The sequence below is a fragment of the Bradyrhizobium sp. OK095 genome, from assembly GCF_900109945.1.
In the GTDB taxonomy this organism is placed as follows: Bacteria; Pseudomonadota; Alphaproteobacteria; order Rhizobiales; family Xanthobacteraceae; genus Bradyrhizobium.
Window position 1 is genome coordinate 170,273 of the sequence record NZ_FOBX01000012.1, and the last position, 13,422, is coordinate 183,694.

Annotated in this window: 13 protein-coding genes; 5 read left to right on the top strand and 8 right to left on the bottom strand. The window is 61.3% G+C overall.

Features of this window, described 5'->3' with window-relative positions:
* Nucleotides 1–10: 10 nt before the first annotated feature.
* The 5 genes from BMW89_RS28510 to BMW89_RS28530 all read right to left on the bottom strand — a co-directional run bounded on the left by BMW89_RS28510 (nucleotide 11) and on the right by BMW89_RS28530 (nucleotide 5,094).
* Entirely contained in the window at nucleotides 11–439 is a 429-nt protein-coding gene (locus BMW89_RS28510) for a DUF805 domain-containing protein (protein WP_143062849.1), read from the bottom strand.
* Nucleotides 440–579: 140 nt separating this feature from the next.
* Entirely contained in the window at nucleotides 580–1,317 is a 738-nt protein-coding gene (locus BMW89_RS28515) for an amino acid ABC transporter ATP-binding protein (RefSeq protein ID WP_092031448.1), read from the bottom strand.
* An 11-nt stretch (nucleotides 1,318–1,328) separates the two neighbouring features.
* On the bottom strand, nucleotides 1,329–2,849 hold the full coding sequence (locus tag BMW89_RS28520) for an amino acid ABC transporter permease (protein ID WP_092031452.1): 1,521 nt from the start codon (nucleotides 2,847–2,849) through the stop codon (nucleotides 1,329–1,331).
* Nucleotides 2,846–4,051: an amino acid ABC transporter permease gene (locus BMW89_RS28525; RefSeq protein ID WP_092031455.1), complete on the bottom strand. Its 1,206-nt coding sequence runs from the start codon at nucleotides 4,049–4,051 to the stop codon at nucleotides 2,846–2,848. The genes BMW89_RS28520 and BMW89_RS28525 overlap by 4 nt, the downstream gene beginning before the upstream one ends.
* Before the next feature lie 26 nt (nucleotides 4,052–4,077).
* Nucleotides 4,078–5,094 carry an amino acid ABC transporter substrate-binding protein gene (locus tag BMW89_RS28530; RefSeq protein ID WP_092031459.1) on the bottom strand — a complete coding sequence of 339 codons (1,017 nt, stop codon included), beginning with the start codon at nucleotides 5,092–5,094 and terminating at the stop codon, nucleotides 4,078–4,080.
* Nucleotides 5,095–5,488: 394 nt separating this feature from the next.
* Here BMW89_RS28530 and metC point away from each other — a divergent pair, with 394 nt between their 5' ends.
* The 5 genes from metC to BMW89_RS37530 all read left to right on the top strand — a co-directional run bounded on the left by metC (nucleotide 5,489) and on the right by BMW89_RS37530 (nucleotide 11,270).
* Nucleotides 5,489–6,673, top strand: coding sequence for a cystathionine beta-lyase (gene metC / locus BMW89_RS28535; protein WP_092031463.1), 1,185 nt, complete (start codon nucleotides 5,489–5,491; stop codon nucleotides 6,671–6,673).
* Nucleotides 6,674–6,831: 158 nt separating this feature from the next.
* Nucleotides 6,832–8,523, top strand: a complete 1,692-nt coding sequence (locus BMW89_RS28540; protein ID WP_092031467.1) for a Na/Pi cotransporter family protein — start codon at nucleotides 6,832–6,834, stop codon at nucleotides 8,521–8,523.
* 147 nt (nucleotides 8,524–8,670) lie between these two features.
* Nucleotides 8,671–9,648 carry a hypothetical protein gene (locus tag BMW89_RS28545; RefSeq protein WP_092031470.1) on the top strand — a complete coding sequence of 326 codons (978 nt, stop codon included), beginning with the start codon at nucleotides 8,671–8,673 and terminating at the stop codon, nucleotides 9,646–9,648.
* Nucleotides 9,649–9,663: 15 nt separating this feature from the next.
* The gene (locus BMW89_RS28550; RefSeq protein WP_092031475.1) at nucleotides 9,664–10,581 is read left to right on the top strand and encodes a UbiA family prenyltransferase; all 918 of its coding nucleotides are present in this window, start codon (nucleotides 9,664–9,666) and stop codon (nucleotides 10,579–10,581) included.
* 188 nt (nucleotides 10,582–10,769) lie between these two features.
* On the top strand, nucleotides 10,770–11,270 hold the full coding sequence (locus tag BMW89_RS37530) for a hypothetical protein (RefSeq protein WP_143062851.1): 501 nt from the start codon (nucleotides 10,770–10,772) through the stop codon (nucleotides 11,268–11,270).
* Nucleotides 11,271–11,428: 158 nt separating this feature from the next.
* Here BMW89_RS37530 and BMW89_RS28560 read toward each other — a convergent pair whose 3' ends face one another.
* The 3 genes from BMW89_RS28560 to BMW89_RS28570 form a co-directional block, all read right to left on the bottom strand.
* The gene (locus BMW89_RS28560; RefSeq protein WP_092031481.1) at nucleotides 11,429–11,767 is read right to left on the bottom strand and encodes a lipid-A-disaccharide synthase N-terminal domain-containing protein; all 339 of its coding nucleotides are present in this window, start codon (nucleotides 11,765–11,767) and stop codon (nucleotides 11,429–11,431) included.
* Entirely contained in the window at nucleotides 11,764–12,513 is a 750-nt protein-coding gene (locus BMW89_RS28565) for a glycosyltransferase family 2 protein (RefSeq protein WP_177196380.1), read from the bottom strand. Before BMW89_RS28565 ends, BMW89_RS28560 begins: the two co-directional genes overlap by 4 nt.
* Before the next feature lie 62 nt (nucleotides 12,514–12,575).
* Nucleotides 12,576–13,421, bottom strand: coding sequence for a phosphatase PAP2 family protein (locus tag BMW89_RS28570; protein WP_092031484.1), 846 nt, complete (start codon nucleotides 13,419–13,421; stop codon nucleotides 12,576–12,578).
* Nucleotide 13,422 lies beyond the last annotated feature (1 nt).

Sequence of the window (13,422 nt, forward strand, 5' to 3'; positions counted from 1 at the left end):
GTCGCGGCCGCTAAGTGTAGCGGTCGCGGCCCGGCCAGAACAACAGCGCCAGCGTCAGCACGAGATTGGCGAGGCCGCCGACGATCGTGCCGGTATGTTCCTGGCCGATCCCATACGCCGGAAACTTCATCGCGACGACGTAATCGACGAGCATCAGCGCGATCCAGGCCGGGACCACGCAGACCGGATCCCAACCGATATCCCGGAAGCGCATCGAGTACAGCGTGACGGTCGCAATCGCGAAGAACGCGATCGCTGCGATCATCCCAGAGCTCTTTAAGATATCGTCGGGGCGAATGTTGGCCGGCGTGACGTTGCGCAGCACGGACATCGCGATCGCGACGCAGATCGCGGTCATCACGACCGCGAGCACGAGCGTGGCGAGGAAGAACTGCAGGCGTCCCAGGCGGGTATTGAAGCCGAACACGAGGTCGAGCACAGGCGTCCCCTCTTTTCGCGCCATAGGCGCAGAAAGAGCTTTCCGGCGGGTGAAAATGCGGAAACGCAACCTTGGATATGGTTTCGGGGAGATTACAAAAGCGGGCTCAGTTCGAACATTCGGCGCCCAGCACTCCGACCTCAGCGCAAGATCTGGCTCAAAAACAGCTTGGTCCGCGCGTGCTGGGGGGCGGCGAAAAATTCGTTCGGCGTGTTGGCCTCGATGATCTGGCCGGCGTCCATGAACACGACGCGGTTGGCGACCTCGCGGGCAAAACCCATCTCGTGGGTGACGACCAGCATGGTCATGCCCTCCTCGGCGAGGTCCACCATGGTGTCGAGTACCTCCTTGACCATTTCGGGGTCGAGTGCCGAGGTCGGCTCGTCGAACAGCATCACCTTCGGGTTCATGGTCAGCGCGCGGGCGATCGCGACGCGCTGCTGCTGGCCGCCGGACATCTGGCCCGGAAACTTGTTGGCCTGGTGCGGGATCTTGACCCGCTCCAGGAATTTCATCGCGGCAGCTTCCGCATCCCTTTTGGGAATGTTGCGCACCCAGATCGGCGCCAGCGTGCAATTGTCCAGCACGGTCAGATGCGGGAACAGATTAAAGCTCTGGAACACCATGCCGACTTCGCGGCGCACGGCGTCGACATGCTTGAGGTTCGGTCCGAGCTCGATGCCGTCGACGACGATCTCGCCCTCCTGGAATTCCTCCAGCGCGTTGATGCAGCGGATCAGCGTCGACTTGCCCGAGCCCGAGGGGCCGCAGATCACGATGCGCTCGCCCTTGTGGACCTCGAGGTCGATGTCGCGCAGCACGTGAAACTCGCCGTACCATTTGTTGAGGCCGGAAATTTTGACGATGGGGTCGGTCATGGTGAGCTCGATCAGTTGCGACGGTGAGCGTTGAGGCGTTTCTCGACGAACAGCGAGTAGCGCGACATTCCAAAGCAGAACAGGAAGTAGATGATCCCGGCGAAGGCAAATCCGGTGAACAACGTCGACGGCGCCGACCACTTCGGATCCGCGAACGAGGCGCGCAGCGAGCCCAGCAAATCGAACAGCGCGACGATCGACACCAGCGACGTATCCTTGAACAGCGAGATGAAGCTGTTGACGAGGTTCGGGATGACGTGGCGCAGCGCCTGCGGCAGCACGATCAGCGACGTCGTCTTCCACCAGGACAACCCAAGCGCCGCCGAAGCCTCGCTCTGTCCGCGAGGGATCGCAGCGAGCCCGCCGCGGACGTTCTCGGCCTGATAGGCGCCGGTGAACAGTGCGATGCCGATCAACGCGCGGACGAGACCGTCGACAGTGAAATTGCCCGGCAGGAACAGCGGCAGCATGTAGGTGGCGAAGAACAGCACGGTGATCAGCGGCACGCCGCGCCAGAACTCGATGAACGCGATCGAGAAGATCCGGATCAGCGGAATGGTGGAGCGGCGACCGAGCGCAAGCGCAATGCCGATCGGCAACGATGTGACAATGCCGGCGACGGAGACCACGAGCGTCACCAGAAGACCGCCCCAGAGTCTCGTCTGCACGATGGGCAGCCCGCCGTGATCGAGGCCCATCAGCTTGATGACGATGGCGATGGCGATGAAAGTCATGATGGTCGACCCCAAAGGGCGCCATCCCGTGCGCACGCCGCCGCTGACGACGAAGGCAATCAAGGACACCACGACGGTCGTGATGGCGAAGTCGGTCCAGACCGACTGGCCGGTGCTCTCGAGTTGGTCGCGCAGCCAGGTCAGCGGAAAGATCAGCCAGTAAATCGCCGTACCGACGAGCACGATGAGGTGGCCGAGGACCCACAGCAGCGGCGCGATGGCCGATGTCTTGCTCAGGCTGAGCAGGACCTGCCCGGCGCCGATGATGCTGTCGTCGAACAATTGCAGCAGGCCCGCGGTCCAGCTCAGGCCGAACCCGGTGATGCCGCCGCCAAGCAGCAGGAAGAACGCAACCACGGGAAAGGCGAAGAAGAACAAGCTGGCGTTGATCGCTTTCGCGGGCAGGCGTGGAATGAGGAGCGGCAGCAACAGCAGCACCGCCAGTATCAGCACGAGATTGACCCGCCAGCGCTCGGCCTCGGGATAGAAGCCGTAGATGAGCTGCGGCAGCTTGGCCTGGATGTAGGGCCAGCAGGCGCCGACCACAAACCCGGTGTTCTCGGTCAGGCACGCCGCGCGGTCCGTGCCGGTCCAGACCGCGTCGACGAACAGGAATTTGACGGCGGGAACGATGGTGAACCAGAGCAACAATGCGCTGACGATGGTGATCAGGATGTTGGTCGGCGAATTGAGCAGGCGCGTGCGCACCAAGCCGACGAAGCCCGTCGTCTTCACCGGCGCAGGCCGCTCGGCGAGCAGGTCCTGACGGACATAGCCGGACGAGGTGATATCGCTCATGCGCCCAGGCTCCGGCTGACACGCCAACCGTAGAGGCTCATGATCGCGCTGGTGAGAAGCGAGATCAGAAGATAGACGCCCATCGTCATGGCAATAATCTCGATCGCCTGCCCGGTCTGGCTCAGCGACGTGCCGGCCCATACCGACACCAGGTCAGGATAGCCGATCGCGACCGCGAGTGAAGAGTTCTTGGTGAGGTTGAGATACTGGTTGGTCAGCGGCGGCACGATGACGCGCATCGCTTGCGGTACGACGATCAGGCGCAGCGTGGTGCCGCGGCTGAGGCCCAGCGAGGCCCCCGCCTCCATCTGCCCGCTATGGACGGACAGGATTCCGGCACGCACGATCTCGGCGATGAAGGCAGCGGTATAGGTCGACAGGGCCAGCGTCAGCGCCACGAATTCCGGGATGATCCGCGAGCCGCCGGCGAAATTGAATCCCTTGAGCTGCGGCAGCTCGAAGGTGAAGGGCATACCCGATACCAGCGTCGTGACGAGCGGCAGGCCGAACAGCAGGCCCAGCACATAGGGCCAGATCCGGATGACCTGCCCGCGCTGAAACAGCGCGCGCCGCGTATAGAAGCGCAGGAACAGTGATGCCACGATGCCGAAAGCCAGAACCGCCAGGAATGCCTCGAAGCCGCTTTCGCCGATCGGGCGGGGTATGACGAGGCCGCGATTGCTGACGAACGCGATGCCGAACAGCGAAATGCTCTGCCGCGGATTGGGTAACGCTGCGAGCACGGCGAGGTACCAGAACAGGATCTGGAACAGCAGCGGCAAATTGCGGATGAGCTCGACATAGATCTCGCCGACGCGCGACAGCAGCCAGTTCGGCGACAGCCGACACAGCGCGACGACGAAGCCGATCACGGTGGCGAAAACGACGCCGACCACCGAGACCACGAGCGTGTTCAAAAGCCCGACCACGAACACGCGCAAAAACGTGTCCGAGCCGGTGTAGGAGATCAGGGTCTGGTTGACGTCGAAGCCGGCATTGTTCCGCAGGAATCCGAAGCCGCCGGCAATGTGCTGGTTCTCGAGGTTGGCGCGGGCGTTGGAGACGATCTCATAGCCGATCCACCCCAGGATCGCCGCGAAGACAAGCTGGACGGCGATGCCGTTCCAGCCTGTCTTGCCGCCCAGAACACGCCTGATCTTCAGCGCGATCTGGGCCGGCGGTTTTCGAGCCTCGGTGCTCATGGCCGCGAGCCGCTGATCAAGCGGGATCAGCGGATCGGCGGCGCGTACTGGAGACCGCCCTTGTTCCAGAGATTGTTGAGACCACGGGCGATGCCGAGCGGCGAGCCGCCGCCGACATTGCGATCAAACACCTCGCCGTAATTGCCGGTTGCCTTCACGATCCGCACCACCCAGTCCTTGGTGAGGCCGAGCTGTTCGCCGAAATTGCCGTCGGAGCCGAGCACGCGCTTCAGCTCCGGATTTTCCAGCTTGGCCTTCTCGTCGACGTTCTTCGAGGTGATGCCGAGCTCTTCGGTGGTGACGAGTGCGAACAGCGTCCATTTCACGATGTCGAACCACTGGTCATCGCCATGGCGCACCATCGGGCCGAGCGGCTCCTTCGAGATAATTTCGGGCAGCACCATGTGGTCGTTGGGATTGGCAAGCTTGAGGCGGTTGGAGTACAGGCCCGACTGGTCGGTGGTGAAGACGTCGCAGCGCCCGGCCTCATAGGCCTTGACGGTTTCGTCGTTGGTGCCGAACGCGATCACCTCGTACTTCATGTTGTTGGCCTTGAAATAGTCGGCGAGATTCTGCTCGGTGGTGGTGCCGGTCTGCACGCAGACCGAGGCGCTGTTGAGCTCGAGCGCCGAATTCACCTTGAGCGACTTCTTCACCATGAAGCCCTGCCCGTCATAATAGGTCACGCCGGTGAAGTTGGCGCCGAGCGAGGTGTCGCGCGAGATCGTCCAGGTGGTGTTGCGCGAGAGCACGTCGATCTCGCCGGATTGCAGCGCAGTGAAGCGGTCCTTGGCCGAGGTCGGCACGTACTTGACCTTGGTCGGGTCGTTGAAGATGGCGGCTGCGATGGCGCGGCAGATGTCGACGTCGAGGCCGGTCCAGTTGCCCTTGTCGTCGGGCGAGGAGAAGCCCGGCAGGCCCTGGCTGACGCCGCAGGACAGCGTGCCCCGGTCCTTGATGGTCTTGAGCGTTTGCGCGTCGGCGGCTTGGGCAGTCAGGCCGGCGGCGAGAGCAAGAGTGAGAGCCAGGGTTACGCGTTTCATGGGCTTTGGGCCTTTCAAGGTCGTCTCAAGGTCAGGAATGTTGTCTCAGGGATCGTCTCTGCCAGGGTGAGCCTTATCAAGACAAGCCTTGCAAGAGTCATGCTGAAAACTTTGCCGAACACTCGCCGATCTCGGGAGGCCATACCTTAATCCCCGCCGCAGGCGCCCGCCATTGTGGCCGTGGCGCAAGGTCCGGTCAGACGATGGATCGAAGGTCGCGGCAGGCCCCTCAACATGCGGCGACTGAATAGCACCCACGCATCACAGAACGACTGGCGAGCCGGGTCAAGGGGTTGACGGGACTCTTCTGTGTTCTGTTATTAACGTCAGCGGCCTCCGGCCCGCCCGTCAAGCGCCAGGCGCCGAGCGGAAACGCGGTTTTGAAAGCAGACGCATGGATTCCTCGCCCCCCTCCCCGCAGCAGGCCGAGACCCGGCTGGTCACCTCCGGCCGCGACACCAAGGCGCAGAAGGGGTTTGTCAATCCGCCGGTGTTCCACGGTTCGACCGTGCTCTATCCGACCGCCGAGGACCTGCACGCCCATCGCGGCGAGTTCACCTACGGCCGCCACGGCACCCCGACGACCGTGGCGTTCCAGGACACGCTGATGGCGCTGGAGGGCCCGCAATGCGCCGGCGTCGGTATCGTGCCGTCGGGGCTCTCGGCGATCTCCACCACCCTGCTCTCGGTGCTGAGGACCGGCGACCATCTGTTGGTCTGCGACAACGTCTACCGGCCCTCGCGCAATTTCTGCAACGGGATGCTCGCCCGCCTTGGCATCGAGACCACCTATTTCGATCCGATGATCGGCGCCGGGATCGAGAAGCTGTTCAAGCCCAACACCCGCGTGGTGCTGGTGGAGGCGCCAGGCTCGCAATCCTTCGAGATGCCTGACATTCGCGCCATCGCCGAGGTCGCGCATGCGCGCGATGCGCTCGTCATCGACGACAACACCTGGGCGACGCCACTCTATCACCGCTCGCTCGAGCAGGGCGTCGACATCAGCATGCAGGCCGCCACCAAATATATCGGCGGCCATTCCGACATCATGTTCGGCACCATCTCGGCCAACGCAAAAGCCTGGCCGCAGATCGTGGAAGGCATCCGCCTGCTCGGCGTCTGCGCCGGTCCCGATGACGTCTTCCTGGCGCTGCGCGGCCTGCGCACGCTGTCGGTGCGCCTCGCGCAGCATCATCGCTCCGGCCTCGACATGGCGCGCTGGCTGGCTGCCCGACCCGAGGTCGCGCGCGTGCTGCATCCGGGGCTCGAGACCGATCCGGGTCATGCGATCTGGAAGCGCGACTTCACCGGCGCCTCGGGCCTTTTCAGCATCGTGCTGAAGCCGGCCCCGCAGAAGGCCGTCGACACCATGCTCAATACGCTAAAGCTGTTCGGCATGGGCTTTTCCTGGGGCGGCTTCGAGAGCCTTGCGATTCCCTTCGACTGCGACGCCTATCGCACCGCGACCAAATGGGCGCCGGGCGGCCCGACTCTGCGGCTGCATATCGGTCTGGAGAGCACCGATGATCTAAAGAACGATCTCGATCGCGGCTTCGCTGCCCTCAAGGCGGCAATGTGAGCCTGCTCACAAGGCACCTCGCCTGCGGACGCGCCAAAGCGCGCCGCGACGGGAACGAGCAACCCGCGCAAACGTTAACGACGATGCGCCAACAAGGGGTTTGATCCCTAGGCGTTTGGCGCTAGCCTCACCAATCGACTCTCATCCGGACACGGAGCATGGGAACGTTGGTATTGCTCGATCTGATGGGCGGCGTAGCGCTGCTGCTGTGGGGCCTCCATATGGTCCAGAGCGGCATCCTGCGCGCCTTTGGCCCCGACCTGCGCCGCCTGCTCGGCAAGGCGCTGGGCAATCGCGCCAGCGCGTTCGCCGCCGGCCTTGGTCTCACCGCGCTGCTCCAGAGCAGCACGGCGACAGCTCTGATCACCAGCTCATTTGCCGCCGAGGGCCTCGTCAGCCTCACCGCCGCGCTCGCCATCATGTTGGGAGCTAATGTCGGCACCACGCTGATCGTGCAGGCGCTGTCATTCAACATCGCAGCTGTCGCGCCCGTGCTGTTCGTGATCGGGCTCGTTGCCTTCCGCTCCGGCCCACGCTCGCGCATCAAGGACATCGGCCGTATCTCGATCGGTCTCGGCTTGATGCTGCTGTCGTTGCACATCCTGCTCGACACGCTGGCGCCGGCCGAGAACGCGCCTGGCGTGCGCATCATGATGTCGGCGATCACAGGCGATCCAGTGCTCTGCATCGTCGTCGCTGCGCTGGTGACCTGGGCGGTGCATTCGAGCGTCGCCAGCGTGCTGCTGATCATGTCGCTGGCCTATTCGCAGTTCATCACGCCCTACGCGGCGCTGGCCCTCGTGCTCGGGGCCAATCTCGGCAGCGCCATCAATCCCGTGTTCGAGGGCGCCAGGCGCGACGATCCCGCCAGCTACCGCCTGCCGCTCGGCAATCTCATCAACCGCGTGGTCGGAATCGTCCTCGTCTTGCCATTCCTGAGCGTGCTCGCCGGGCACATGCATGCCTGGCAGCCCGATCTCGCAAAGATGACGGCCGCCTTCCACATCGCCTTCAACGTCGGCACCGCCATCATCTTCGTCGGCCTGCTCGACACCATGTCGCGCCTGTTGACCCGGCTGCTTCCCGATCGCGTGCAGGAGACCGACCCGGCGCGGCCGCGCTATCTCGACGAGACCGCGCTGGAGACGCCGTCGCTGGCACTCGCGGACGCCGCCCGAGAGGTGTTGCGCATGGGCGATCACGTCGAGATCATGCTGCGCAAGGTGATGGCGGCGATGATGACCAACGACCGCGTGCTGGTCGACCAGGTCTCGAAGATGGACAATATCGTCGACAGCCTCGACGAGGCCGTCAAGCTCTACGTGACGAAGCTGATGCGGGGCAGCCTCGACGAGAGCGAGGGGCGGCGCGCGATGGAGATCATTTCCTTCGCCATCAATCTCGAGCATATCGGCGACATCATCGACAAAAGCCTGAGCGAGCTCGCGACCAAGAAGATCAAGCGGCGCTTCCAGTTCTCGGCCGAGGGCGCCGAGGAGCTCGCCGCCTTCCACAAGCGCACGATGGAATCGTTGCGGATCGCCTTCGGCGTGTTCATGTCGGGCGATGCCAACGAAGCGCGCAAGCTGCTGGTGGAGAAGACCACGCTGAAGAACACCGAGCTCGCCGCCGTCGAGCGCCATCTCGACCGCCTGCGCGAGGGCCGCCCGGAGACCATCGAGACCACGTCGCTGCATCTCGATGTGCTGCGCGATCTCAGGCGCATCCACTCGCATATCTGCTCGGTCGCCTATCCCGTGCTGGACGCCGCCGGCGAGCCCTATCGCAGGACCGAGGCGGAGGCGGCCACCCTGCCCGCCTCAAGCACGGCCTCGGCGTTGCCGCGCTAACTGCTCCGACGCCGCGTTGCTGGCACTCTATAAAGGCTAGGTCCTCACCGGTAACCGGCCGGTCCACCTGAAGAATTGCCTCAATTTTAGATTGAACAATCGAGCGATTTGGCTAATCTTGCAGGGTTTCAATCTACCGGCATTTGTATGATGGTTGATATTGAACCGGCCAAATCGTCCTACCTGAGGGATCTGCAATCGATACGCAGCCCGTCCTTCAATCGCGACACCAACCGAAATACGTTCGCATACAGACTATCCGAGCTGGTGTTCGGAAGCCTACTTGCCTCGTATATTCTCGGCTTCATAAGCTTTGCGTCCGCGTCGGCTGTGGCAACCCCGGGGCATATCAACCTTATAATGACCAGCCTATTCTCATGGACGTCGATAGTTATCCTGCAACAACTGCTAATTTCAATTCTGTATTCGGCATTCACGGCTCTGCTGTACGTGAATTTTCACCAAAGCATTCTCTATCTTTCAACCAATCAGCGAAAGTCATCGACGGACTTCATCTTGGCCATGGCCATAGGAATATCTTTTGGAATTTCTATGATTTTTCCTCTTAGTACGATCTTCTGGTTGGGACTTCTGACAGCCGGTGTCTTCCTTCGGCGAGACAATCTCTTGAAGGCATTCACCGGGCACGTCGCTCTGAAAATTGCAGAAGAAACGGGCGGCAAGATCCTCGCGGGATCCGCCCCCGGAGGAGAGCAGGACAGCCAAAAAAATCTTATCGAGCCCATAATTCCTGAAGTCATGAAAGCGCTAATGAGCAGTCAACATCCCGTGATACGATCTTGGGTATCGGAAACGACGTGGGGATGGAAGGTTGGAATCGGTGCAATGGTGAGTCTTCCAATTGCCGCGTTCGTGGCCGAGTTAATCTATTGGTATTTTTTTGGTACCCTTTGGCTGCTGGGCGACTACTATCTTCGCACAGCGACGACTGCAAATGTTGCCGGTTGCGCTGCGGTATCGGTCTTTTTCTTACGGCGTCAGTATGTCGCGACACACACAATGCCCTCGCAGGAGAACCGCGAGGACACTAAGCTTGATGATGCGCTCAACAACCTTCTCAGACCTGTGAAAGCGCAAATTCTGTTGACCGCTAAGACCGAATGAACTGGACGCTATGCGATGAGTTTCGTGAAACGTCTGATCGTCCGCGGAATGTACACGTTCAACACAGTTGACGCACCCGCCTCGACTACGTTGCAGCGCTTCTTCATGAGCGCGAGACTTGGCCTCTGGCCAGCAATAATGGTCAGTAGTTTCGCATTTGCTCACCTCACGCAACACAACTGGCAAACAGCCACTTTGATAGGTGGCAATTTATGCCTAGTGGCAAGCTTGGCCTTCCTTTTTAATGATATTCGCGACGCTGATATAGATGCGGCGAACAACATCAGTCGATGGTCCGTAAGATCTCCTATTGATAGACATCTCTTCCGAACGACCGTAGGCGTTGTTTTTGCCTCGGCTATCGCAAGCTCGTTCTATCTTAGCGCTACTGCGGCAGTAGGATTGGCGGCTGCAATTTGCGTCGGGCTGGCCTACTCGATAGTTTGCAAGAGAATTTTCTTGCTCGGCAACGTGGTGGCTGCGGCCCTGTCGCTCAGTCCCGGATTGATCATGCTAAGTAACTCCCTTATCATCAATCGCGCGGATTTCGACGCCACTTCCTTGCTTCCGGCTGCTGCTTTTTCCACTGTCGCTTTTCTTCTCCTGCTATCGCGAGAAATAAAGTTTGATGAATTTGATATCGCGGGCGATCGATTGGGTGGCCGCACGACTCTGCCGATGAAGCTGAGCACGAGGTCGCTTAACAATATTCATGCGCTGCTTGTTGTGGCGAGCGTGGTGTTGATAGCCGCTATCGTTGGTTGCGCCGGACGGTATTCGATGGTCGTCAATCTAATCATCGGCTTGCTTACGGCTACCACTGCCGCTGCACTCCTGCATGCCGCTTACATAAGCCCGTCGAAGGAGGCCTTTTACAAGAAGACACGCATTGTAATGCTGGTTGTCCCAGTATCCATTTTCTTGAGCTTTTGAGTTTGTCCCCTTATTTGAGGACCTATCTCAGCGCCTGCTTACTCGCCAATCGGGAGTTGAAACGCTTTGGACTACCGACTAAGAGCCGCGTGAGATATCTATTCAAGGCTGGAAATCTTGCCTGTTGTTTTTTGGGATTCGCTACGCAGCGAGAAGACGCTAGCCTTAGAAAGGGTGCAGAGCTTGGAATGCTCGCGTCGGCCTTCGATTACGCATCAGACGGCGTTTGCTTTCAACACGACGCAATCACTACTTTCAAATCTCTGGTTCAGGACACCGTGCCGCGAGATGTTGGCCTGCAGATCATCGAGCTCATCGAGCGCAAACAACAATGTCGTCTAAAAGTACAAGGCCTTGAACGTGGCGTTTCGACGCTCGAAATAGTATTGAGTCATTTTGGACAACACAATCGCCTGCTTGCCGACGGCGACGTTTACGACGCCGGCATCCTTTGCCAGATCGTCGATGACGTTCTTGACTTTGAAGGAGACATGGATCGAGGGGAGTTGAACTTCATGAGAGGCTCCAATTTTTGCGAACATTTAAGCGCTCTGGTCGAATGGAACTATATTGATAGATTTAGGCGGAGCGCTTATCCACTTGCGCTCTTTCGCGCGATTGGGAAAGCTCAAGTGAAAGCAAGAAAGCTACTAGATTCCCGCGATGCGTTTCTTCGTTCTTCCACTTGAAGCAGATCAATCCAGGGCCGCGAGTGGGAGCAATGGCCCTCGCCGCTACCTGATTGCCCGACGCGCAAACGGCTTTGTAAAATCTGCAAAGGCGCCTGCCAACCTCCGGACTGCTCTGCGTGGGCTAGTCGACATTTTACATCGAACGGTCGCCGGTACTAGCGCTCCAGCGTCTTCGACGCGGTGCCGCGGTTCTTCACGATCAGCATGATGTTGCGAAGATAGATGACGGTCGCAAACAGCTGCCCCATGATGATGACGGGCTCGCGCTTGACGACGCCGTAGACCAGCGTCATCAGGCCGCCGCCCATCGAGCAAAACCAGAACGCGATCGGCACGACGCTGTTGCCGGCCCGCTCGCTGGCGATCCACTGCACCAGGAATCGCGCGGTGAAGAACAGTTGCGCGATCAGGCCGAACGCGAGCCAGAAGTCGAACTTGGCGACGAACACGTCGTAGAAATAGTTGCTCAACGCCTGGCCGTATTGAATGATCATGCCTTCACCTCAGTCACGTCCGGTGTCGGCTTCTTGCGACGGATCAACCACCACACGCCGGCGAGATCCATGATGCCGATCCACAGCCGGTCGAAGAAACCATAGTTTGACACGCCGGAATGGCGCGGCCGGTCGATCACGTCGACATAGGCGATCTCATAGCCCTCCCGGCGCACCAGCGCGGGCAGGAAGCGATGCAGCCCGTCGAAATAGGGCATCATCAGGAACACGTCGCGCCGGAACGCCTTCAGACCGCAACCGGTGTCGCGCGTGCCGTCCTTCAGGATCGCGCCGCGCACGCCGTTGGCAATGCGCGACTGGAATTTCTTGAAGCCAGTATCCTTGCGGCCGACGCGTTGGCCTGCGGCAAGTCCGACGTTGCTGCCCTTCTCGACCGCCGCGATCAGGTCCGGCAGGAAGGCCGGATTGTTCTGGCCGTCGCCGTCGAGCGTCGCCACGATCGCGCCGCGGGCCGCCCGCACGCCGCTGCGCACCGCCGCCGACTGGCCGGTGGATCTGGCGTGGCGAAGCTGCCGTAGATTGTCCCGCTGCTGCATCATGGATGCGAGCCGCTCGCCGGTCGCGTCCGTCGAGCCGTCATTGACGTAGATGATCTCATAGGGCCAGCGGCCATCCAGCGCCGCACTGATCTCGGCGATCAAGGGCGCAATGTTGTCGGCTTCGTTGCGCACGGGAACGACGATGGAAACCGCAGGCTGGGAAACCGAAGGCTGGGACGTCGACAAATCGAGGCTCGTGGTTGGAATGGGCAGCCTGGGGAACCGGGGGCCCCGGCAGGCAGCCGCTTTTATGGGGCGGATGCCCCGTGGGCAACCCTTTTAAGCCGGCCCGAGACTGCTCCTGCAAGAGGCACAATGGTGCCGTCGGAACGGATGGCAAAGCCGAGCCTACGGGCCGCAAACCAGTAGCGGACCGCCATGGCGCCGACCATGCCGACCAGGGCACCGGCCACGACATCGCTCGGATGATGCGCGAGCAGCACCAGGCGCGTCAGCAGGATCACGATTGCGTAAGTGAACATGAACACACGCAGGCGCGGCCACAGCGCCGAGACCGCAAACGCCAGCGCGAACGCCGTCACCGCATGGCCCGACGGCAGGCTGGTATAGGCCCCCGTTCCCTCTAGCGGGATGAAGTTGAACGGATTGGCCTTGCCGCCGACGAATGGCCGCCCGCGGCCAATGAGATATTTCAGGATCTCGGTGACGAACACGGAAACGGCAACAGACAGAAACAGGTACTGCAGTCGCGTGCCGAGACCGAGCAGCAGCGCGCGGCGCGCGCCGCGAAGCCCGGCCGCGACGAGCGCCACGGTCACCAGTACAATCCCGAGCACGGAGAGCACGTACTCGTCCTTGCCGAAATCAGTGAGAATAAGTATCGGCCACAGGCTCGGCGTGCCGCGCGCCGGCATCAGCTGGATTTCGGCCTGGTCGAACGCGACCATCAGCACGATGACCAGGGCCGCGCCCGCAGCGCTCAGCCACAGCGAATGCCGCGCCAGCTTTCGAGCGGCTTCGGCGCGGCGCGAATGCGAGGGAGACCGCACCAGCTGCGCCAGCGCACGCCCCGCGACGGCAAGCAGTTGCGCGGGATAGCCCGGGCGCGGCGCGATGGTGGTCGTAACAGGCATC